This is a genomic window from Shewanella sp. YQ_9, assembly GCF_043103185.1.
Lineage (GTDB): Bacteria > Pseudomonadota > Gammaproteobacteria > Enterobacterales > Shewanellaceae > Shewanella > Shewanella algae.
On sequence record NZ_JBICJO010000070.1, the window covers coordinates 87,551 to 108,877 of the forward strand.

Consider the following 21,327-nt stretch of genomic DNA (forward strand, 5'->3'; position numbering starts at 1 on the left):
AGGAACAAGAAAGCCGAGCTTAGCTCGGCTTTTTCATGGCTGGAAACCTGCTTGCAAATAAAAAACCGCAGATAAGTCTGCGGTTTTTTAGTCTCGCCGCTATGGGCGTTTTAGTGCGCTATCAGGCTTGGGTATCGACACCTTCACCACCCTTGGACACCATTACCATGGCAGGACGCAGCAGACGCTCATTGAGCTGATAGCCCTTTTGCATAACCAGCATCACAGTATTGGCCGGGAACTCGGCGCTTGGCTGCATGCCAATGGCTTGATGCTGCTCAGGGTTAAAGGCTTCACCCATAGGATCTATCTGCTTGACCCCGAACTTCTCCACCGCGGACAGGAAGCTTTTCAGTGTCAGCTCAACCCCTTCAAACAAAGGCTTGGTGGCTTCATCGGCCTTATCGGCACCCACCAGAGCACGCTCCATGTTATCGATCACAGGCAGCAGCTCATTGCTGAACTTTTCCAGGGCAAACTTATGCGCCTTCTCCACATCCTGCGCCGCCCGGCGACGGATGTTGTCAACTTCAGCTGCGGCACGGATGACAGAATCTTTCTGCTCCTCAACTGTCGCCTGTGCGTCAGATAAAGCCTGCTCCAGCTCCTCAATACGGAAGTTCGCCTGAGTCAGCTCGTCGATAATGCCGCCTTCCTCAGCTATGCCCTCGGTGGTTTCAACCTGGTCAACCACTTCTTCGACCTGTTCCTGCTCTGCTTTAAATGACTCTTTGTTCATTTCTACTCCAGCTAAAAATGCTTTGTTTCTGCATACTCTGGGCATATTATGGGGATCAAATTGACCGTTTCAACCCCCAGAGTTCCCAAAATCTATGTCCACTGAGTTTCATACTATAGGCCTGATAGGAAAACCCCACCATCAGGGGACCAACCTGACCCTCAAGCGCCTGCATCATTGGCTGAAAATGCAAGGCTATGATGTGCTGGTGGAAGAGAGAGTCGCGGCCGAACTCGGGAAAGATGTGCGCGCGGTAGACCTACTGGATATCGGCGAACACTGTGATCTGGCGATAGTCGTCGGGGGGGATGGCAATATGCTGGGCGCGGCCCGGGTTCTGGCACGCTTCGATCTCGGCGTTATCGGTGTCAACCGCGGCAATCTGGGGTTTTTAACCGATCTGCCGCCGGATGCCTTTGAAGAATCTCTGGCCAAGGTGCTGGATGGTGAATATGCCACAGAACACAGGTTCCTGCTGGAAGCCGAGGTTTATCGCCACGGCGAAGTCAAAGCCAGCAATACCGCCGTCAATGAGGCCGTACTGCATCCGGGCAAGATAGCCCATATGATCGAGTTTGAGGTCTATATCGACAACCAGTTCATGTACAGCCAACGGGCCGATGGCATGATAGTGTCTACACCGACCGGCTCAACCGCCTATTCGCTGTCGGCCGGCGGCGCAATATTGACCCCCAATCTCGAGGCGCTGATCCTGGTGCCCATGTTTCCCCATACCCTCTCCTGCCGCCCTATAGTGGTCGACGCTTCCAGCACCATCAAACTGGTGGTGTCACCGGAAAACGGCGAAAACCTGGAAGTGAGCTGTGACGGCCATGTCACCTTATCTGTAATGCCGGGCGATGAAATTATCCTGAAGCGCAGCAAGGAGCGGCTCAAACTCATCCACCCAAAGGGGCACAACTACTTTCACGTCTTGCGCAACAAGTTGGGCTGGGGCAGTAAACTCTTTTGAAGCCGGCGCTTGGGCGATGTCAGCTTGCCACTCAATCCAACTTAGTTAAAGCACCTGAGAATAAAGGTGCTTTTTTGTTATTTATTTTCAAAAAATGTAAAACATCATTCACGTGACCAAGATCACAATTTACTGCGCTCGATAAAACAGTGATCTGCATCACTCATAAACAAAAGTCAGAACAATCACAACCTGTTGATTATTAACAATATAAGCAATATCACATAAAATCCAACTTCACCAAACACTCAATTAGTGTGACATGAATCACATTCAAGTTTTACGATATAAGCCTGCGTTTCCATCATAAATGAAATAACAGGATCACTTTATTACCGTTTTGAGCAAAACAAAGCCATAATTCCAAGGGTTTTGGGTCATTTCCAAGATTTCTATTCCCCAAAGTTATATAAGAGCCCCACCAAAAGTGATCTTGATCACATTTAGCTATTTTGTGGCGGAGATACTGCTCCCATAACCAAAAACTTAAGCCACATACGAAAGGCAAGATGATCCAGATCATTTTGGTTCCGGGTAAATTAACCATGATAAGCACGCACAACAACAAAAGGGAAAGGCGATAGCACTTTCTCAACACCACAATAAGCACAAGCAACATATGAAATGATGAGGCAACCATGACATTTCTACAGTTACTCGCAAGCCTGACACCCGTGATCAGCGTCATGCTGTTCCTGGTGTTGCTCCGGATGCCCGCATCCAGAGCTATGCCAATCTCCATGGTGATCACCGCCCTGGCCGCCGTTTTTATCTGGCAGATGGACACTACCCTGCTGGCCGCCTCCGTGGTTGAAGGCCTGCTGTCGGCGATTACTCCTTTGACCATCATCTTCGGTGCGGTCTTCCTGCTCAACACCCTGAAATATTCAGGCGCCATGGATACCATTCGTGCCGGTTTTACCAATATCAGCGCAGATGCCAGGGTCCAGGTGATCATCATCTGTTGGCTGTTCGGCTCCTTTATTGAAGGCTCAGCCGGTTTTGGTACCCCTGCCGCTATCGGCGCACCTCTGTTGGTACTCTTGGGTATCCCACCGGTTGCGGCCGCCGTGGTTGCCCTGATTGCCGACTCAACTTCAGTGTCTTTCGGCGCAATTGGTCTGCCGGTACTCTTTGGTATGGAGCAGGGTCTGCTCGAAGGCGGTACCAGCATGGCTGCGGCACAAATTGCCGAACATGGCGGCCACTTCAGCGATTATGCCCAGTTCATTGCCATGCATATGATCACCATAGATCTGATAACAGGTACGCTGATCCCCTTGGTAATGGTGTCTGTGCTGACTGGCTTCTTTGGTCGCAATAAGTCCTTCAAGGAAGGCTTTGCCATCTGGAAATTTGCCCTGTTCGCCGGTTTGGCCTTTACTATTCCTGCCTGGTTGATCAACTTCTTCGCCGGCCCAGAGTTCCCTTCCGTGATTGGTGCCCTGGTCGGTATGGCACTGGTTATCCCGGTTGCCCGCAAAGGCTGGTTACTGCCGAAAACCCCTTGGAATGACTTTGCCGAAAACGACAAGGAAGCAGAAACAGCCAAAGTGGAAACCAAGGCACGCTTCTCTCAGTTGGCCGCCTGGACTCCGTACCTGATCATGGCCGCTCTCTTGGTGCTTTCACGTGTGGTACAGCCACTGAAAGCCTGGCTGAACGGTTTCAACATCAGTTGGACCGGCCTGTTGGGCACTGAGCTCAAGGCCAGCTTCGCCACCTTCTTTGCACCGGGCGCCTTCTTTGTTGCCGTGTGTATTCTGGGCTTCTTCCTGTTCAGAATGAACTCCAAGGCCATTAAAGAATCGGTCACGGTTTCCTGCAAGTCCATGGTGCCAACCATTATCTCTCTGGGTGCCTCTGTGCCCATGGTGAAAATCTTCCTTAACTCAGGCACTAACAGTGCCGGTCTGCAGTCAATGCCGGTAGCACTGGCGGATATGCTGGCCGGAAGCCTCGGCAGTGTCTGGGCCTGGATTTCACCTATAGTCGGTATTTTCGGTGCCTTCCTGTCGGGTTCGGCTACCTTCTCCAACATGATGTTCTCCGGCTTGCAATACAGTGTGGCCGATAATATAGGAGCCAACCACGCGCTGATCCTGGCACTGCAAGGTATTGGCGCCAACGCCGGTAACATGATGTGCGTGATGAACGTAGTCGCGGCGGCAACTGTGGTCGGTATGGCCGGTCGCGAATCTGAAATCATCCGCAAGACTATGCCCGTGGCGCTTGGCTATGCTTTACTGGCCGGTACCCTGGCGGTGATCTGGGGCGGATTCTAAAAACGATAATAATCCTTCGATAAGGCAGCCGCCTTTAGCGCTGCCTTTATTATCAAATTCAATGTGTAGAGAAATGTCTTATGTCTATCAACTATGAAGCCGTGATCCGCGACCTGCGTAAACAGTTGGGAGAAGCCGCCGTCAGTGATGATCCTGTGCGCCGCTTTGCCTGGTCAACCGATGCCAGCTATTTCCGAATCGTGCCCGAGGTGGTGGTACATGCCGAAGAGCTGGAGCAGGTAAAACGTACTCTGGCGGTGGCCAGAAGCTACGGCGCTCCGGTAACTTTCCGCGCCGCTGGTACCAGTCTGTCGGGTCAGGCCATAGGTGAAGGCATCTTGCTTATCCTGGGGTTCGACGGTTTCCGCACTCTGGATATCAGTGAAGACAGCAACAAGGTCACCCTGGGTGCTGCTGTTATTGGCGCCGACGCCAACGCCGCCCTCAAACCTTTGAATAAGAAAATAGGCCCGGATCCGGCAACTCTGGCTTCGGCCATGGTGGGCGGTATCGTCTCCAACAACGCTTCCGGTATGTGCTGCGGCACGGCTCAAAATAGCTACCAAACCATCTCCTCAGTAAAACTGCTGCTGGCCGATGGCACAGAGCTGGATACCGGCAGCGAAGAATCCAAAGAAGCCTTCCGTCAGTCACACCCCGAACTGCTCAAGGCACTGGCAGATTTGGGTGCCATGGCTCGCGGTAATGAGACCCTGGCAGCGCGAATTCGTAAAAAGTTCGCCATTAAAAACACTACAGGTTACAGCCTCAACGCCCTGGTGGATTTTGAAGACCCCTTCGATATCATCAACCACATCATAGTCGGCGCCGAAGGCACCCTGGCGTTTGTTAACGAAGTCACCTATCACACAGTGGACGAAGCTAAATTCAAGGCCTCGGCCATGGCGGTATTCTTCAATATGGAAGATGCAGCCCGGGCAATCCCCCCTATTCAGGGCGAAAGCGTGGCTGCGGCCGAGCTGCTGGACTGGGCCTCCATCAAGGCGGTAACAGGCAAAAAGGGCATGCCGGATTGGCTGGCCGAACTGCCGGAAGGCGCTGCGATTTTGCTGATAGAATCCCGTGCCAATGATGATGAAACTTTGGAACGCTATACCCAGGACGTTATCGCCAAGCTGGCGCATATTGAGACCGAGCGCCCCATCAGCTTCAGCCGTGACCCGGCCGTTTACGGTAAATATTGGGCCATGCGCTCCGGCCTATTCCCCATTATCGGTGGTGAGCGTCCCAAGGGCACTTCGGTAATCATCGAAGACGTGGCCTTCCGGGTTGAAAACCTGGCCAGTGCCGCTCACGATCTGACCGAGCTGTTCCATAAGCACGGCTATCCTGAAGGGGTGATCTACGGCCACGCGCTGGCCGGTAACTTCCACTTTATCATTACCCCTAAATTCGGCTCCCAGGCCGATATCGAACAGTTCCATCAATTTATGGAAGCGGTCGCCGATATGGTGATCAACAAGTACGACGGTTCTATGAAGGCCGAGCACGGCACGGGCCGCGCCGTGGCACCTTTTGTGGAAATGGAATGGGGCAGTGACGCCTACACCCTGATGAAAAACATCAAGCAGATCTTCGATCCCGAAGGACTGCTGAACCCTGGGGTGATCCTCAACGACGACAAGCAGGTACACATCAAGAATATCAAGCCCTGTCCCGAAGTGGACGACCTGGTAGATAAGTGTATCGAGTGCGGTTTCTGTGAAAAGACCTGCCCCACCTCGGCGCTGAACCTGTCACCCAGACAGCGGATAGCCACCTTGCGTGAAATCGAGCGTCTGGAACAGAGCGGCGACAAGGAAGCGGCCGAGAAGATGCGTGCCGCCGCCAAGTATGATGTGGTGGATACCTGCGCCGCCTGTCAGCTGTGTACCATTGCCTGCCCGGTAGACAACAGCATGGGCCAACTGGTCCGCAAGCTGCGTACTCCCTACATCACCACCACAGAGCAGAAGGTTCTGGACTTCCAGGCCAAGCACTGGGGCGCCGTCAACCAGGTGCTGAGCACAGGCTTTGATGCCCTGGGCACAATACACAAACTCACGGGCACGGGTATCACCTCTGGGCTGATGAACATGGGCCGGGCGATTTCCAAAGAAGTGCCTTACTGGAACCCTGACTTCCCCAAAGGCGGTAAGCTGCCCAAGCCTTCGGCGCCCAAAGCCAACCAGGAAACCGTGGTCTACTTCGCCGCTTGCGGCGGCCGCACCTTCGGCCCAACGCCACTGGATCCCGATGACCGCACCCTACCTGAAGTGGTAGTGACCTTGCTGGAGCGTGCCGGCTATAACGTGATTACGCCGGCCAAGACCCGCAATCTGTGCTGCGGCCAGATGTGGGAATCCAAAGGGGATTTCAAAAATGCCGACATGAAGCGTGATGAGCTTATCGATACACTTAGTGCCATGACAGAAGGCGGCAAGCTGCCCGTGGTTGTCGATGCCCTCTCCTGTACCTACCGTGCCCTTTCCGGTAATCCCAAGGTTGAACTACTGGATCTGGTCGAATTCCTGCACGACAAGGTATTGCCGAAACTCACCCTCACCAAGAAGGTCAATGTGGCACTGCACCTGGGGTGCTCGGCGCGCAAAATGAAGCTGGAACCCAAGATGCAAGCCATTGCCGATGCCTGCTCCGACAAGGTACTGCGTCCTGCCGGCGTCGATTGTTGTGGTTATGCCGGTGAGAAAGGTCTCTACAAACCTGAGATCAACGCCTCGGCACTGCGGAACATCAAGAAACTCATCCCCACTGACTTCAAGGAAGGCTACTATGCCAACCGTATGTGTGAGGTGGGCCTGAGCCACCACAGTGGCATCTCATACCGCCACCTGGCCTATCTGCTGGAGGAATGCAGCCGCTGATAACCGAGAGAGGGAGCACTAAGCTCCCTCTTTTTTCATCTGTGTCAAATAATGGATTTCCGTTCGGATTACGAAACAAAAACCAAGATATTTAATCAATAAAAATCAGCTAGTTACAATATTCTCATTTTTGCAAAAAAGATTTTACTCATTTACTGAATTAGCACTATTTATTGTGTGGTTATAGGCTTATATTCAAGCATATTTACCCTATGTCAGGTGATGTTCAAATACAGAGTCAGAAAGCATCTGGCCACACCGGACATAGATGATGTCGGTTAACGCAAGCAACATCCAATTAGGAAACACCAAATGAAGATAGCCTTGTTTATTCCCTGTCTGGTCAACCAGATGCTGCCGGATGTGGCCATCGCCACCTTGGAACTGCTGGAGAAACTGGGGCACCAGGTGATCCTGCCTGAAGGCCAAACCTGTTGTGGTCAGCCCATGACCAACTCGGGTTGTTTTAACGAAGCCCGCAACACTACTATGAAGCTGCTCAACGCCTTCAAGGGAGTCGAATGCGACGCTATCGTCTGTCCTGCCGCCTCTTGCCTGGTGGCAGCCAAGGAAAACTTCCATGAGTTTGACGACAGCCCGGAAGCCGCAGCCGTTATCGCCAAGCTGTACGAACTGACCGAGTTCCTGCACGATGTCGCCCCGGTAGAGAGCTTCCCCAAGGCCTTCCCCCACAAAGTGAGCCTGCAGTTGAGCTGTCACGGTATCCGTATGCTGGATCTCGCCAGCCCCAGCGAATATATGGGCCCACGTTACAACAAGATGGAAGCCCTGCTGGAACGCATTCCCGGCATAGAGATCACCTATCCGGATCGCCGCGACGAATGCTGTGGCTTCGGCGGTACCTTTGCGGTGGATGAAGGTGCAGTGTCGGCCAAGATGGGTAAAGACAAGGCTCAGGCCCATGCGGCTACGGGAGCAGACTTTGCCGTCGGTTTCGACCCATCCTGTCTGATGCATCTGGATGGCATGATCCGCCGCCAGAAGCTGCCGATTGAAACCCGCCATCTGGCGCAGATCCTCAACGCTGCCATTTAGGGAGATAGCCATGTCACAGACACAAGGGGCCAACGCCCACGCCAGCCAGGCAGAGATCTTCTGCCGTGATGAGTCCAGAGTCGATTGGCATTCCAAAGCCCTGTGGGTGCTGCGGGAAAAACGCGACCGCGCCGCCGGCAGCCTGCCCGAGTGGGAACAGCTGAGGGATCTGGGTTCGGCTATCAAGTTGCATACCCTGACCAATCTGGCCAAGTATCTGGAAGAGTTCGAAGCCAACTGTATCCAGAACGGCATTCAAGTGCATTGGGCCAAAGACGGCGCCGAGCATAACCGTATAGTGCATGAGATTCTGGCCAACCATCAGGTGAAGAAACTGGTGAAGTCCAAGTCCATGCTCACCGAAGAGTGCCACCTAAACCCCTTCCTCGAGAGCAAGGGCATAGAGGTTATAGACACTGACTTGGGTGAACGTATTATTCAGCTGAAAAAGCAGCCACCTTCACATATTGTGGTTCCCGCCATTCACCTCAAGAAAGAGGAAGTGGGCGAGTTGTTCCATGAAAAACTGGGCACAGAAGCCGGCGCCAGCGACCCAACTTACCTGACCCGCGCCGCCCGAGCCCATCTGCGTGAGCAATTCCTCAGTGCAGATGCCGCCATGACAGGGGTGAACATGGCTATCGCCGACAAAGGTGCGGTAGTGGTCTGCACCAACGAAGGCAACGCAGATATGGGCTGTAACCTGCCCAAGCTGCAACTGCACTCCATGGGGATAGACAAGCTGGTACCTTCAGTGGAAAGTGCCTCGGTTTATCTGCGCACCCTGGCCCGTAACGCCACGGGGCAACCGGTAACCACCTACTCCAGCTTCTACCGCGGCCCACAGGCCGGTGGCGAGATGCATGTCATCATAGTGGACAACGGCCGCACCGAGATGCTCAAGGACAAGATCCTTGCCGAATCTCTCAAATGTATTCGCTGCGGTGGTTGTCTGAACACCTGCCCTGTATATCGTCGCAGTGGTGGCTACAGCTACAACTACACCATCCCGGGCCCGATTGGCATCGCCGTAGGCGCCCAGCACGATGACACCAACTCCATCGCCTGGGCTTGTACCCTGTGCGGCTCTTGCTCCTATGTGTGCCCTACCAAGGTGCCATTGGACAAGATCATCTTCCGTCAGCGTCGCCTCAAGGCCGAGTCGGGTCAACTGCCATATGGCAAAGGCAGTTATATGCCTTTGGTCGGTAAGTTTATGGCCAGCACCACTATGCTGAACTGCTCCATGAGTATGGCAAGACTGGGCTTGAGAATACTGCCCGGCAGCCTGCTCAAGCCGTTCTCCGGCGCCTGGGGTAAATATCGTGAACTGCCCAAGGCACCCGCCTCCAGTTTCGAGGCCTGGTTCAAGAAAAACAGGAGCTAACCAGATGTCCAGCAAATCTCTTATTTTGGATGCCCTCAAGTCCTGTGCACTTGAAGGACACAATATGCCGACCATAGATGTGGCCCCCCGACTGGATGACCTGATTGGTCAGTTTGAAACCAATCTGGGAACCGTTGCCGGCAAGCTGCATAAGCGTGGTGGTTTTACCGAGCTGCAGCAGCAGGTCGATGCCTTGATTGCCGAAGGCAAGCAAGTGATTTCTCAGGTGGAAGGGGTAACAGGTAACCGTGAAGTGCCCGCTGACAGCCATGATCTGCGTGATATCGATTATGCCGTGATCAAGGGTCAAGTGGGTGTTGCCGAAAATGGTGCCATCTGGGTCAGTCAGAAATCTCTGTCCCACAGGATCACGCCCTTTATCTGTGAGAACCTGTTCCTGGTACTGGAAGCCGATGCCATTGTCGCCAACATGCATGAAGCGGCCGACAAGATAATCTTGGACTCGGGTGAGTTTGGGGTGTTTATCGCCGGCCCATCCAAGACGGCTGACATTGAGCAGGCCCTGGTGGTTGGTGCCCACGGCGCCTGTAGCCTGAATGTCTTCCTTATCTAACTCAGGATGAGGATGACAAAAACGCCGGCAACCGCCGGCGTTTTTATTACCATCAAGACAGAGTTAATTGAACGACATCCGAAATTCAAGCTTTGATCTTGTAGTGGCTATGACCGGCTTACCATCAACAAACTTGGGTGCATAGCGCCACTTTGACAAAGCTTTGACTGTTTCTGTTTCAAACTGCTTGCCCCCCTTGGAATCCAGCACTTCCACATGGCTAACGGAGCCTTGCTCATTCACGGTCACTTCCACATCGACCCAACCTTCACGCTTCAACTTAGCGTACTGGGTTGGATAGCTAGGAGCAATACGGAACAATGGCTTTTGTTCCAAATTTTGCTGCCAAGGACGCATATTGCCTATCGCCTGACAATGCTGAGTCGCTTTGTCTTCTTCTCCATTGCGGGAATAGAGTTCAACCAGGTAGGCATGAGCCGTCAGTGATAAGGGAGTATCAAAGGGTAATACCTCGAGCTGCTCTATCACTTCCATCAACAGAGGTTTGGCCTTGGCGTACTTTTGCTCCGCCAGATAGATGGCGGCCACAGCTGTATCGGCATTGACCCTCTGCAATGAATCCTTTGGTGCAAGTTCGTGGTAAATCTTCTGGGCATCAAGGGCATAGGCCCGAACCTTACGGTCATAGGCTTCGGTACTATTAAGATCGTGAAATGCTTCCAGCCGCACTGCAGCAGACAGTAGCCGGTCATTTTTGCCATCGGCCAAGGCTATGGCCTGTTGGTAAAGCTTAGCCGCCTCTTTGGGATTGCTGCTGTGCGCAAGTCCCATCATAGGGTCGAGCACTTCCAAGGCCTGTTCGCCATACAGCGCTTGATAGCTTTGCAGCGCTTGCAGGTATAAGGCTTCGCTCCTCTGTTGATTGGCAATTCCCTGCTCATCCAACATCTGATTACGCGGCTGTTGCAGCGCCTTGGCCAGATTCATCGACAACGCCAAAGTCGTCCTATCGGTTGCACCCAATTTGGCTTTACCGTCGGCATAGGCCTGCTCGGCAGCACTAATTATCTGAGCCTTGTCACCCTTTTCCAACGCTTGTTGATAGGCCTGATAACTTTCATCCAACCCGGCTTGGGCAGTACCGAATATAAGGGGCAGCAGTAACAGCGACAGTTTGGATACTGAAACAGGGATAGATTTAGTAGATTGCGAGAAGTTGAACATGGCGCGTCTTCCTTAACACTGAATACTTTTTGTTATGTAGGTAATCGGCGCCTGATGACTTGCATTCGGCAACTGACTCGGCGGGCCTACTACCGAGCAAATCACAAACGCCAATAACTGCTCAAAGTAACAATATATAAACCTATTGTAAATAGCTGGTATTTTAAACAGCTCTCGGGCTAGTTTTTTGATTTTTCGGTTAAATCTTTAAATGCACCATTTAATTTACTCAGTAACTCAAGCGGCAGCGGAAATAGGATAGTCGAATTGTTTTCTGCCACAACTTCCGTCAGGGTATGCAGATAGCGCAGCATGATGGCATTGGGTTCTTTCCCCAGCGTCTGCGCCGCTTCCACCAGTTTTTCCGAGGCTTCCATCTCCCCCAGAGCATGGATCACCTTGGCCCGCCGCTCCCGCTCGGCCTCGGCCTGACGGGCAATAGCGCGGATCATACTTTCATTGAGATCCACGTGCTTGATTTCCACATTGGCCACCTTGATGCCCCAGGCATCTGTGTGGGAGTCGAGGATCCTTTGAATGTCGGCATTGAGCATCTCTCTGTTGGCCAACATCTCGTCCAGCTCATGCTGACCGAGCACGGATCTCAGGGTGGTCTGTGCCAGTTGACTGGTGGCAGCGAGGAAGTTCTCCACATTGATAATCGCCTTTTGCGGGTCGACTACCCGAAAATAGAGCACTGCATTGACCCGCACCGAGACATTATCACGGCTGATCACATCCTGAGAGGGCACATCCATCACTATGGTTCGAAGATCCACCCGCACCATCTGCTGCACCACAGGGATCAGTATGATAAGCCCAGGCCCCTTGACCCGGTAAAAACGCCCGAGAAAGAAAATCACCCCACGTTCATACTCCCTGAGGATGCGGAACATGCTGATAAGCAAGGCCGCAAACAGCACCAATAACACCCCAAAGGAAATATTCAAACTACCGCTGATAGCTTCGCCCATGTCAGTCTCCTCTGCGTTGATTTTCAGTCGGCTCGATATCACCACTTTTCACCTCGGCCAGCTTGAGTACCAGCCCCTTAAGGCCCAAAACCCGCACCCGTTGCCCGGGGTTCAAGGCCTGTTCGCTGTCACCTTGCCAATCTTCTCCCATAAAATGCACCCGGCCGCGCCCGGGAAAACCCTCTATCACCCTGGCATATTCCCCTACCATCCCCTCGGCGCCGGCCACTCCGGACAATTTGCGAGTTTTGAACACAAAGCTGATCAGTAGCAGGAAAAACAGCAGGCTCACGACGCTGACCAGGGCTATCACAGGCCAGGCGATACGAAAGGCTTCAACTTCACTGTCCACCAAAAATACCGACCCCAGCACAAAGGCGGCCAGGCCGCCGAAGCCTAAAATCCCAAAGCTCGGCAGCATGGCCTCGGCGAGCAGAAGAATAATTCCCAAGAGCAATAAACCACCACCGGCATAGCTGATGGGGAGCAGTTGGAAGGCATACAAGGCCAACAGCAGACAGATCCCCCCTATTACGCCGGGCAACATGGCGCCAGGACTGTAAAACTCCAGCAGCAAACCGTAGATCCCCAATAACATCAGTATGTAAGCGATATTGGGGTTGGTGAGCAGATTGATGAAACGGGCACGCCAATCCGGGCTGCGATCCAGCACTATGGCGTTTTCGGTTTTGAGTATCCTAATGCCGCCTTGCATGGCTACCGACTTGCCATCAAGTATGGCCAGGAGTTGCTGCGGCGTATCGGCGATATAGTCGATAACATTGGCCTCCAGCGCTTCCGAGGCCGTCAGGGTCGCCGCATCACGTACCGCCTTCTCGGCCCACTCGACATTACGCTGACGCAGCTCCGCCAGTGCCCGAATATAAGCAATGGCATCATTGAGCTGCTTGCGCTCAAGTTTTTGACTGTTGCTGTCGCCCACTGGTTTTTTGGCTTCATTCTCTGACGGCTTGGGCTCCGGTGGCTCATTTCCCATGGGACCAAGTTGCACAGGGGTTGCCGCCCCAAGACTGGTGGCACTCGCCATGGCGGTGATATGACAGGCATATAAGATGTAAGTCCCGGCGCTGGCTGCGCGGGCACCGGATGGATAGACCAGGCAGGCAACCGGCACCCTGGAGCCGAGAATCGCTTGATTGATATCCCGCAGGCTGGATACCAGGCCTCCGGGGGTATCCAGAGTGATCAACACCAACTGACTGCCTGGGGTTGCAGCTGCACTCTCTATCCCCCGGATCAGATAGTCGCTGACACCGGGCCCTATGGCTCCTTTGACACTGAGCAGGGTAATGGTCGGCGCTGCGGCCGGGGAGTAAGGCTTTGGCCGGACGTGGTCTGCACCTAAGCCAGGCAAGATCCACAACAGAGCCAAGAGTCCTACACAGCCGCAGCGCCGGAACAAAGTATTGGCCGGCCAGCCTTTCATAACGCCCCCGGGTGGGTTTCCCCATACCTTAAGGATAGTCGGCTTTGGGGATTAGGCATAAAGCACTCATGTGACGGCCTTAAACCGAGCCGGTAAAAATGAGCAGAAGGAGAGACCAATGAAAAAGGCGCCGAATCAACGGCGCCTGGTATTCAATGAGGGTTAGCGGACTATGCTGAGTCAACGGCAGGAATCAAGAGATTGAAACCTGCCACAAGGCTTATATATTTCAGCTCAAGGCTTATATATTTCAGCTCAAGGCTGTTTCAGCCTACCGCCCAAACAATCGCCTGCAGTGACAACATTGAGAAGATGCCGGCCAGAATATCATCGGCCATGATGCCAAGGCCGCCATGCACCTTGGCATCCAGCACCCGAATGGGCCAGGGCTTGAAGATATCGAAAATGCGGAACAACACAAAGCCCTGCAGCAACCAGAGTACACCGGCGGGCGCTGCAATCATGGTGATCAGTAACCCTGCTACTTCATCCCAAACTATGGCGCCGTGATCGTGCACCCCCATATCTTTGGAAGTCTTGCCGCACAGATAGATGCCACCGATACAGGCCAGCAGCGTCACGGCAATATACACCCCCAAACTGAACTGGGACAGCAACAGATATACAGGCACGGCTGCCAAGGTTCCAAAGGTCCCCGGCGCCTTGGCCGCGAGGCCGGAGCCAAAACCGAGTGCCAGAAAATGCACCGGGTTCTTGAGGCTGACCCTTGCGAGCGCCTCGTCATGAGCAAACCACTTCATCTAAAAATGCTCAAATCCTGTCTGTTGCGGCTCGAATACCTCGCCATGATATTGCAGCCTGAGTTGATTACCGGCAAGTATCTGGCCGACTTGATAGAACTTGACTCCGGCATGGCCCAAGGCGGTTTCCAGCGCGCCGCGCTGCGCCTCCGGCACAGTGAACAGCAGCTCATAGTCTTCGCCGCCACAGAGGGCATAGTCGAGTGCCGCATCCGCTGTGACAGTATCTTTCATCGCCTGGGACAGCGGCAGCTTATCCACTTCAATAACCGCACCGACGGCCGATGCCTTGAGGATATGCTTGATATCCGACAGCAAGCCATCTGAGAGATCTATGGCGCTCGATGCCAAGCCCCTCAGGGATTGACCAGCCAGGACTCTGGGGGAGGGATGATAATGGCGGTTAACCAGATATTCCTTGTGCTCTGCCCTCGCCTTCAATTCACCGCGGATAATATCCAGCCCCAGGGCAGAATCACCCAGGGAACCTGTGACATAAATCCAATCACCGGCGCGGGCACCGCTACGGGTGAGCGCCTTGCCCTCCGGCACTTGGCCATGAACCGTGATATTGATGGCTCTCGGGCCGCGGGTGGTATCGCCTCCGACCAGAGAAATACCATAGTAATCAGCCGCTTCAAATAAACCGGTACTGAATTGCTCCAGCCAGGTTTCATCGACACTGGGCATGGTCAGTGCCAGGGTCATCCATGCGGGCTCGGCCCCCATGGCAGCAAGATCGGATAGGTTGACCGCCAACGCCTTGTAGCCCAATGCCTGGGCCGGCATGTCCGGCAAGAAATGGACATTTTCCACCAAGGTATCGCAGGAGATGGCAATGGATTTGTGTTCGGCGGGGTGCACCAGGGCACAATCGTCACCTATGCCGAGGCGGACATCTTTGCGCGCTTGGCCACGACCATGGAAATAGCGCTCGATAAGTTGAAATTCTTTCACTGTTGACTTGGCCACTGGTTCGCAGCCTCCCGGTTTTCCAATGAAAAAACGGTATCTTACGATACCGTTTGTCTAATTTCTTTCTGGTTCAGCGACGAGCTACCAGCTTGTCCAATATGCCATTGACAAACTTGTGGCTGTCCTCGGCGCCGAACGCCTTGGCCAACTCGATAGCCTCGTTGATTACCACTTTGTAAGGCGTATCCTTGCGGAAAGTCAGCTCGTAAGCCGCCAAACGCAAAATGGCCTTCTCCACAGGATCGACCTCCTCCATGGGACGCTGATCCAGATGGGGGGCAATTAACTCGTCCAGTTGAGCCTTTTTGGTTGCCGCTCCGGTGAACAGTTCACGGAAGTAGGCGACATCCACGCCGTCTATGTTTTGCTCGGTCAGAAACTCGTGCTCCACATCGGCAATATTGTTCCCGCTCAGTTGCCATGAATAGATGGCTTGAACCGCTAAACGGCGGGCTCTGCGGCGCTCTGAAGGCTTCATGCTTTTTCCTGTATTACAGCTGTTGCTCAAGTTGTTGCAGCACGTTCACCATTTCCAGCAGACCCAGGGCAGCTTCGCCGCCTTTGTTGCCAGCCTTGGTGCCGGAACGCTCAATGGCCTGTTCGATAGTGTCTGTGGTCAGTACCCCGAAAGAGACCGGGATATCGAATTCCAGACCCACTTGAGCCAGACCCTTGTTGCATTCACCTGCAACGAAATCAAAGTGTGGTGTACCACCACGGATCACTGCCCCCAGGGCGATGATACCGTCGAACTTGCCACTGGCGGCAACACGACGGGCGGCCAAAGGCAGCTCGAAAGCACCAGGTACGCGTACCACAGTGATGTTGTCTTCACTTATCTGACCGAAACGCTTAAGAGTGTCTACGGCACCCTCCAGCAGACTTTCAACCACAAAGCTGTTGAAACGGGATACAACGATCGCGACTTTGGCGTTTTTTGCTTCGATATTACCTTGAACTATGTTCATTATCTTACCTAACTTAGCTAAAGCACCCGGCCGGGGGCAAAAAGTGGCGCTATGATAGCACGCAATTTACCCCTTCGCCCTATGCAATTATTCGGAAATGGTTAATTAATTTGGTCGGCTCATTCGCCGGGAATATACTCAGTGACTTCCAGACCAAAGCCCCCCAAAGAGTGATAACGCTTGGGCGAGCTGAGCAGGCGCATTTTGTTGACACCAAGCGTCGCCAGAATCTGTGAGCCTACGCCAACCCTTTGGGAGGTTCCCTGCCATTTGGCGGTCACCGGCACTTCACCCTTGTCTTCGGCTTCGAAAGCCTTGACCTTGGCGATAATGCTCTCGTTAGGCTCCTGGTTACCCAGCAGCAACAGCACGCCACCATCGGCGGCAATCCGCGCCATGGCTTGCTCAAGCGGCCAGCTGCGCACTTCATCGCGCTCAGAGAACAGCAGGTCATTAATGGTGTTTTGCAGGTGTACCCGCACCAGAATATTGTCAACAATCTCGCCCTTGACCATGGCAAAGTGCAGTTGATTATCTATGGTGTCGCGAAAGGTGTGTAGCTCAAACTCACCGAAACGGGTAGGCAGCTTGCACCTGGCCTCACGCACCACTGTGGTTTCTGTGTTATTGCGGTAATTGATCAGATCGGCAATGGTGCCCATCTTAACGCCGTGCTCCTTGGCGAACACTTCCAGATCCGGACGGCGCGCCATGGTGCCATCCTCGTTAAGGATCTCCACGATCACAGCCGAAGGTTCCAAACCGGCCAAACGCGCCAGATCGCAACCGGCTTCGGTATGACCGGCGCGCACCAGCACTCCGCCATCCTGCGCCATCAAAGGGAAGATATGCCCGGGCTGAACTATGTCGGACGGCGTGGCATTTTTAGCCACAGCCGCCTGTACTGTCACGGCGCGGTCATGGGCGCTAATACCTGTGGTCACCCCTTCAGCGGCCTCGATGGAGACGGTGAAGTTGGTCGAAAACTGGGCGTTGTTATTGCTGACCATCAGCGGCAGATTCAGCTGCTGGCAGCGAGCCTTGGTCATGGTTTGGCAGATAAGACCACGGCCGAAGCGAGCCATGAAGTTGATCGCTTCCGGGGTAACTTTCTCCGCCGCCATGATGAGGTCGCCCTCATTTTCTCTGTCCTCATCGTCCATCAGGATAACCATTTTGCCCTGACGAATATCCTCGATGATCTCTTCGATACTGTGTAGCGCCATTGTAAGACCTTTATCTCTTGTTCTGTGTAATCAATGAATTCTAACCTGTTAGCGCGCGATAACCAGTGGGCTGGCGCACATCTAGCGCATGAAGCCGGCCTTGGCGAGCATAGCCAGGGTGACACCTTCGCTCGGCTGCGCTTCCTCTTTGTGCTGCATCAGACGCTCAAGATAGCGGGCTATCTGATCCACCTCCAGATTGACCTTATCGCCGGGGCGCAGCTCAAGCAGAGTGGTTTCACTGGCGGTATGCGGCACTATGGTGAGACGGAAATTGCGGCCATCGACCTCGTTAACCGTGAGGCTGACGCCATCGACGGTAATGGAGCCTTTATGGGCAATGTAACGGGCCAGCTCAGCGGGTGCCTCGAGCCAAAACTCCAGCGCCTTGCCCCTTGGAGTCACACTGATGACCCGCGCCATACCATCCACATGGCCACTGACCAAGTGCCCACCCAAGCGGGTGTTTGGCGTGACCGCCTTTTCCAGGTTGACTTTGGTGCCGACGCTGTAGCGGTCAAAGCCGGTGAGACTGACAGTTTCGGCCGAAACATCGGCCACATAACCCTCCGCCAGGCGTTCAACCACGGTCAGACACACGCCGTTGGTGGCAATGCTATCGCCCAGACGCACATCACTGAGATCCAACTTGCCGCTGGCCACAGTCAGACGAATATCATCACCACGGCGCTCCAGTGCCCGTATTGTACCGACAGCTTCAATTATTCCGGTAAACATTCAATCACCTATCTTGAGAGTAAGCCGGGTATCATTGCCAAGCTTACGTTGATCTGTTACCCGTATCGCCGGGGTATCGGCTATCTGCTGATAGTTTGGCAAGGCCAGCAGGTTTCGGCCAGCGGCGCCAAGCAGTTTCGGGGCTTGATAAAGCAGCAGTTCATCGGCCAACCCGGCACTAATAAAGGCGCCGCAAAGCGTTGCCCCGGCCTCGACCAACACCGCATTACAGCTCTGGCTCAGGTGTTGCAGCAACGCCGCGATATCGACTCTGTTGTCTTCACCGGCCAGCACCAAAGTGGTGACATAAGGCGGCAAAGCGGCTAGGAATTCATCCTCATAGGGACGGCAGCTGACCAAGAGCACCGGGCTGGCAATTTGCAACAGCCTGGCATCGAGCGGCATACGGCAGTTGCTGTCGAGTATCACTCGCAGCGGTTGAATAAGCTGTTGCTCGCTGAGGGTTTCACCCAGGCTGCCAAGCTCAGCGTGCCGGACATTCAGGGAAGGGTCATCGGCCAATACGGTTTCAATGCCGGTGAGCAGAGCGCAACTGCGGGCTCTGAGCCTTTGCACGTCGCGGCGCGCCTCGGGGCCGGTTATCCATTTGGACTCACCGTTGGCCAGTGCCGTCTTGCCATCGAGACTCGCCGCCAGTTTGAGGGTGACCCAAGGGCGATTTCGCTCCATTCGCGATAAAAAGCCCGGATTCAACTCTCTGGCCTGCTCGGCCAAGAGACCGCTCTGCACCTGGATCCCAGCTTCCTGCAGCATGCCGATACCTTGGCCGGCCACCTGAGGGTTGGGATCTGTCATTGCCACCACCACCCGCTTGAGGCCATGTTTAATTAAGGCTTCGGCACAGGGCGGCGTGCGACCATAGTGACTGCAAGGTTCGAGGGTGACATAGGCAGTAGCACCGCGGGCCTTGTCAGCGGCCATTTTCAGGGCATGTACTTCGGCATGGGGCTCACCGGCACGCTGGTGCCAGCCTTCGCCGACAATCTTGCCACCGGCATCTATGATGACGCAGCCGACATTGGGGTTGGGGCGGGTTGTATAACGGCCACGGCGAGCCAGCATTATGGCGCGGCTCATCATGGCGATATCAGTATTGGACCACATGGGGGTTTCCGTTACTTAACAGTTGGCTGTGACTGACAGCCTATTTTTTCTCCAGCTTGGCAATCGCTTCACCAAACTCTGACACATCTTCAAAGGCACGATACACAGAGGCAAAGCGAATATAGGCCACCTTATCCAGCTCAATAAGATGATCCATCATCAGATTGCCGATCATTTCCGAGGTCACTTCCCGCTCGCCTGTGGCTCTGAGGGTGGACTTGATCTTGCTGATCGCCTCTTCAATCTTATCCATGGAAACCGGACGTTTCTCGGCGGCGCGCAGCATACCGCCGCGCAGCTTGTCCTCATCGAACGGTTGCCTGCTGCCATCGCGCTTGATCACTCTGGGCATGACAAGCTCGGCACCTTCAAAGGTGGTAAAGCGTTCATGACACAGAGTACATTCCCGGCGACGGCGCACCTGATGACCGTCTGCCACCAGCCTGGAATCTATCACCTTGGTATCCGTCGCACTGCAAAATGGACAATGCATTATGCCTCCTGGTGCTCAGTTGCCGGCAGCGGCTGCTGCTAAATGGCAGAAACAAAAATGGCCGCTGAATTCAGCGGCCATCGAAGTTTATCCTATTCCCTTGAAAAGGTTAACCGTAAACAGGGAAGCGAGCGCACAGTTCCAGCACCTGGCCCTTCACTCGCTCGATAACGGCGTCATCGTGAGCATTGTCGAGCACATCACAGATCCAGCCGGTCAGTTCACGGGCTTCGGCTTCCTTGAAACCGCGGCGAGTGATGGCCGGAGTACCGATACGCACCCCGGAGGTCACAAAGGGTGAGCGGGGATCATTAGGCACTGAGTTCTTGTTGACTGTGATATTGGCACGGCCCAGAGCGGCGTCGGCTTCTTTACCGGTCAGCTCACGGCCAATCAGGTCCACCAGCATCAGATGGTTGCTGGTACCGCCGGAAACTATCTTGTAACCGCGTTCGAGGAACACCTCAACCATGGCCTTGGCGTTATTAACCACCTGCTGCTGATAGGTTTTGAATTCCGGCTCCAGTGCTTCTTTGAAGGCCACGGCTTTACCGGCGATAACGTGCATCAGAGGACCACCCTGACCGCCCGGGAATACCGCGGAATTCAGCTTCTTGTACAGATCTTCATCGTCGGCAGCCGACAGAATCACACCACCGCGGGGACCGGCCAGTGTCTTGTGAGTGGTCGAAGTCACCACGTGGGCGTGCGGCACAGGGTTAGGATAAACACCGGCAGCGATAAGACCGGCCACGTGGGCCATATCGACAAACAGGTAAGCGCCAATTTTGTCGGCGATTTCGCGCAGCTTGGCCCAGTCAACTATGCCTGAGTAGGCCGAGAAGCCGCCGATGATCATCTTGGGCTTGTGTTCCAGCGCCAGCGTTTCGAGTTCGCTGTAGTCAATCTTGCCGGACTCGTCGATACCGTAAGGAATGATGTTATACAGCTTGCCGGAAAAGTTAACCGGAGAGCCGTGGGTCAAGTGACCACCGTGAGCCAGGTTCATCCCCAGTACGGTATCGCCGGGTTGCAGCAACGCCATATAAACCGCGCTGTTGGCCTGTGAACCTGAGTGTGGCTGAACGTTGGCGTAAGTAGCGCCAAACAGCTGCTTGGCACGCTCAATTGCCAGAGTCTCCACCACATCGACATACTCACAACCACCGTAGTAACGCTTGCCTGGATAACCTTCGGCATACTTGTTGGTCAGTTGTGAGCCCTGGGCTTCCATGACTCTGGGGCTGGTGTAGTTTTCGGAGGCGATCAGCTCAATGTGCTCTTCCTGACGACGGGTTTCATCCTCAATCGCCTTGAACAGCTCAGGATCATAGTCGGCAATGTTCATACTTTTCTTCAGCATCTGTCACTCCAGCTGGCAAATCTTATTGGTAGGGTTGCGCGGTATTCTACTCTGAGTGTGACAAATATCCCAGTCGCAGGATGATGAAAATCCTTGTGTCAGCAGATGACTATGTTTCATTTGCTGAACAATGGTGCCGCTATCTGGCCGCATCTGGCAGGAGCCCTGTCAAA

19 protein-coding genes are annotated in these 21,327 nt (G+C 54.0%); 6 read left to right on the forward strand and 13 right to left on the reverse strand.

Features of this window, described 5'->3' with window-relative positions:
- Positions 1 to 121: 121 nt before the first annotated feature.
- The gene (gene grpE / locus ACF8D4_RS19530) at positions 122 to 739 is read right to left on the reverse strand and encodes a nucleotide exchange factor GrpE (protein WP_025009423.1); all 618 of its coding nucleotides are present in this window, start codon (positions 737 to 739) and stop codon (positions 122 to 124) included.
- Positions 740 to 833: 94 nt separating this feature from the next.
- Here grpE and nadK point away from each other — a divergent pair, with 94 nt between their 5' ends.
- From nadK to ACF8D4_RS19560, 6 genes are all read left to right on the forward strand, one after another.
- Positions 834 to 1,712 (forward strand): NAD(+) kinase, encoded by an 879-nt coding sequence (nadK, locus tag ACF8D4_RS19535; protein ID WP_062793309.1) that lies wholly within the window; start codon positions 834 to 836, stop codon positions 1,710 to 1,712.
- A gap of 638 nt (positions 1,713 to 2,350) precedes the next feature.
- A complete protein-coding gene (locus ACF8D4_RS19540; protein ID WP_044734016.1) occupies positions 2,351 to 3,997 on the forward strand; it encodes an L-lactate permease in 1,647 nt (548 codons plus the stop codon).
- Positions 3,998 to 4,077: 80 nt separating this feature from the next.
- Positions 4,078 to 6,882, forward strand: coding sequence for an FAD-binding and (Fe-S)-binding domain-containing protein (locus ACF8D4_RS19545; RefSeq protein ID WP_025887620.1), 2,805 nt, complete (start codon positions 4,078 to 4,080; stop codon positions 6,880 to 6,882).
- A 312-nt stretch (positions 6,883 to 7,194) separates the two neighbouring features.
- The gene (locus tag ACF8D4_RS19550; RefSeq protein WP_025887618.1) at positions 7,195 to 7,938 is read left to right on the forward strand and encodes a (Fe-S)-binding protein; all 744 of its coding nucleotides are present in this window, start codon (positions 7,195 to 7,197) and stop codon (positions 7,936 to 7,938) included.
- A 10-nt stretch (positions 7,939 to 7,948) separates the two neighbouring features.
- Positions 7,949 to 9,325 (forward strand): lactate utilization protein B, encoded by a 1,377-nt coding sequence (locus tag ACF8D4_RS19555; protein ID WP_028779061.1) that lies wholly within the window; start codon positions 7,949 to 7,951, stop codon positions 9,323 to 9,325.
- Between the two features lie 4 nt (positions 9,326 to 9,329).
- Positions 9,330 to 9,899, forward strand: a complete 570-nt coding sequence (locus tag ACF8D4_RS19560; protein WP_054744010.1) for an LUD domain-containing protein — start codon at positions 9,330 to 9,332, stop codon at positions 9,897 to 9,899.
- 63 nt (positions 9,900 to 9,962) lie between these two features.
- On the opposite strand, the gene ACF8D4_RS19565 is transcribed toward ACF8D4_RS19560, so the two are convergent.
- The 12 genes from ACF8D4_RS19565 to glyA form a co-directional block, all read right to left on the reverse strand.
- Positions 9,963 to 11,084 carry an energy transducer TonB gene (locus tag ACF8D4_RS19565; protein ID WP_144191083.1) on the reverse strand — a complete coding sequence of 374 codons (1,122 nt, stop codon included), beginning with the start codon at positions 11,082 to 11,084 and terminating at the stop codon, positions 9,963 to 9,965.
- A 179-nt stretch (positions 11,085 to 11,263) separates the two neighbouring features.
- Entirely contained in the window at positions 11,264 to 12,058 is a 795-nt protein-coding gene (locus ACF8D4_RS19570; protein WP_392466442.1) for a slipin family protein, read from the reverse strand.
- A gap of 1 nt (position 12,059) precedes the next feature.
- Positions 12,060 to 13,505, reverse strand: a complete 1,446-nt coding sequence (locus ACF8D4_RS19575) for a nodulation protein NfeD (protein WP_392466444.1) — start codon at positions 13,503 to 13,505, stop codon at positions 12,060 to 12,062.
- Between the two features lie 266 nt (positions 13,506 to 13,771).
- Positions 13,772 to 14,266, reverse strand: a complete 495-nt coding sequence (locus ACF8D4_RS19580; protein WP_144134436.1) for a phosphatidylglycerophosphatase A — start codon at positions 14,264 to 14,266, stop codon at positions 13,772 to 13,774.
- A complete protein-coding gene (gene thiL, locus ACF8D4_RS19585; RefSeq protein WP_144134508.1) occupies positions 14,267 to 15,223 on the reverse strand; it encodes a thiamine-phosphate kinase in 957 nt (318 codons plus the stop codon).
- Positions 15,224 to 15,311: 88 nt separating this feature from the next.
- On the reverse strand, positions 15,312 to 15,719 hold the full coding sequence (gene nusB, locus ACF8D4_RS19590) for a transcription antitermination factor NusB (RefSeq protein ID WP_025009430.1): 408 nt from the start codon (positions 15,717 to 15,719) through the stop codon (positions 15,312 to 15,314).
- 13 nt (positions 15,720 to 15,732) lie between these two features.
- On the reverse strand, positions 15,733 to 16,209 hold the full coding sequence (gene ribE, locus ACF8D4_RS19595) for a 6,7-dimethyl-8-ribityllumazine synthase (protein ID WP_144191080.1): 477 nt from the start codon (positions 16,207 to 16,209) through the stop codon (positions 15,733 to 15,735).
- 119 nt (positions 16,210 to 16,328) lie between these two features.
- Positions 16,329 to 17,435, reverse strand: coding sequence for a bifunctional 3,4-dihydroxy-2-butanone-4-phosphate synthase/GTP cyclohydrolase II (gene ribBA, locus ACF8D4_RS19600; RefSeq protein ID WP_144191079.1), 1,107 nt, complete (start codon positions 17,433 to 17,435; stop codon positions 16,329 to 16,331).
- 81 nt (positions 17,436 to 17,516) lie between these two features.
- Positions 17,517 to 18,173 carry a riboflavin synthase gene (locus ACF8D4_RS19605; protein WP_392468924.1) on the reverse strand — a complete coding sequence of 219 codons (657 nt, stop codon included), beginning with the start codon at positions 18,171 to 18,173 and terminating at the stop codon, positions 17,517 to 17,519.
- Positions 18,174 to 19,298 (reverse strand): bifunctional diaminohydroxyphosphoribosylaminopyrimidine deaminase/5-amino-6-(5-phosphoribosylamino)uracil reductase RibD, encoded by a 1,125-nt coding sequence (ribD, locus tag ACF8D4_RS19610; RefSeq protein WP_392468926.1) that lies wholly within the window; start codon positions 19,296 to 19,298, stop codon positions 18,174 to 18,176. It lies immediately after the preceding gene.
- A gap of 40 nt (positions 19,299 to 19,338) precedes the next feature.
- Positions 19,339 to 19,791: a transcriptional regulator NrdR gene (nrdR, locus tag ACF8D4_RS19615; RefSeq protein ID WP_025009434.1), complete on the reverse strand. Its 453-nt coding sequence runs from the start codon at positions 19,789 to 19,791 to the stop codon at positions 19,339 to 19,341.
- Between the two features lie 109 nt (positions 19,792 to 19,900).
- Positions 19,901 to 21,154: a serine hydroxymethyltransferase gene (gene glyA, locus ACF8D4_RS19620; RefSeq protein ID WP_025009435.1), complete on the reverse strand. Its 1,254-nt coding sequence runs from the start codon at positions 21,152 to 21,154 to the stop codon at positions 19,901 to 19,903.
- Positions 21,155 to 21,327 lie beyond the last annotated feature (173 nt).

What these genes read in the sequence shown, in the direction of transcription:
- ribBA (WP_144191079.1), bottom strand. Translation starts at nt 17,435, where the DNA reads ATGGCGCTACACAGTATCGAAGAGATCATCGAGGATATTCGTCAGGGC.
- ribD (WP_392468926.1), bottom strand. Translation starts at nt 19,298, where the DNA reads ATGTGGTCCAATACTGATATCGCCATGATGAGCCGCGCCATAATGCTG.
- ACF8D4_RS19560 (WP_054744010.1), top strand. Translation starts at nt 9,330, where the DNA reads ATGTCCAGCAAATCTCTTATTTTGGATGCCCTCAAGTCCTGTGCACTT.
- ACF8D4_RS19570 (WP_392466442.1), bottom strand. Translation starts at nt 12,058, where the DNA reads ATGGGCGAAGCTATCAGCGGTAGTTTGAATATTTCCTTTGGGGTGTTA.
- ACF8D4_RS19545 (WP_025887620.1), top strand. Translation starts at nt 4,078, where the DNA reads ATGTCTATCAACTATGAAGCCGTGATCCGCGACCTGCGTAAACAGTTG.
- ACF8D4_RS19540 (WP_044734016.1), top strand. Translation starts at nt 2,351, where the DNA reads ATGACATTTCTACAGTTACTCGCAAGCCTGACACCCGTGATCAGCGTC.
- ACF8D4_RS19580 (WP_144134436.1), bottom strand. Translation starts at nt 14,266, where the DNA reads ATGAAGTGGTTTGCTCATGACGAGGCGCTCGCAAGGGTCAGCCTCAAG.
- ACF8D4_RS19575 (WP_392466444.1), bottom strand. Translation starts at nt 13,505, where the DNA reads ATGAAAGGCTGGCCGGCCAATACTTTGTTCCGGCGCTGCGGCTGTGTA.
- nusB (WP_025009430.1), bottom strand. Translation starts at nt 15,719, where the DNA reads ATGAAGCCTTCAGAGCGCCGCAGAGCCCGCCGTTTAGCGGTTCAAGCC.
- grpE (WP_025009423.1), bottom strand. Translation starts at nt 739, where the DNA reads ATGAACAAAGAGTCATTTAAAGCAGAGCAGGAACAGGTCGAAGAAGTG.
- ribE (WP_144191080.1), bottom strand. Translation starts at nt 16,209, where the DNA reads ATGAACATAGTTCAAGGTAATATCGAAGCAAAAAACGCCAAAGTCGCG.
- nrdR (WP_025009434.1), bottom strand. Translation starts at nt 19,791, where the DNA reads ATGCATTGTCCATTTTGCAGTGCGACGGATACCAAGGTGATAGATTCC.
- ACF8D4_RS19550 (WP_025887618.1), top strand. Translation starts at nt 7,195, where the DNA reads ATGAAGATAGCCTTGTTTATTCCCTGTCTGGTCAACCAGATGCTGCCG.
- ACF8D4_RS19565 (WP_144191083.1), bottom strand. Translation starts at nt 11,084, where the DNA reads ATGTTCAACTTCTCGCAATCTACTAAATCTATCCCTGTTTCAGTATCC.
- ACF8D4_RS19555 (WP_028779061.1), top strand. Translation starts at nt 7,949, where the DNA reads ATGTCACAGACACAAGGGGCCAACGCCCACGCCAGCCAGGCAGAGATC.
- nadK (WP_062793309.1), top strand. Translation starts at nt 834, where the DNA reads ATGTCCACTGAGTTTCATACTATAGGCCTGATAGGAAAACCCCACCAT.
- ACF8D4_RS19605 (WP_392468924.1), bottom strand. Translation starts at nt 18,173, where the DNA reads ATGTTTACCGGAATAATTGAAGCTGTCGGTACAATACGGGCACTGGAG.
- glyA (WP_025009435.1), bottom strand. Translation starts at nt 21,154, where the DNA reads ATGCTGAAGAAAAGTATGAACATTGCCGACTATGATCCTGAGCTGTTC.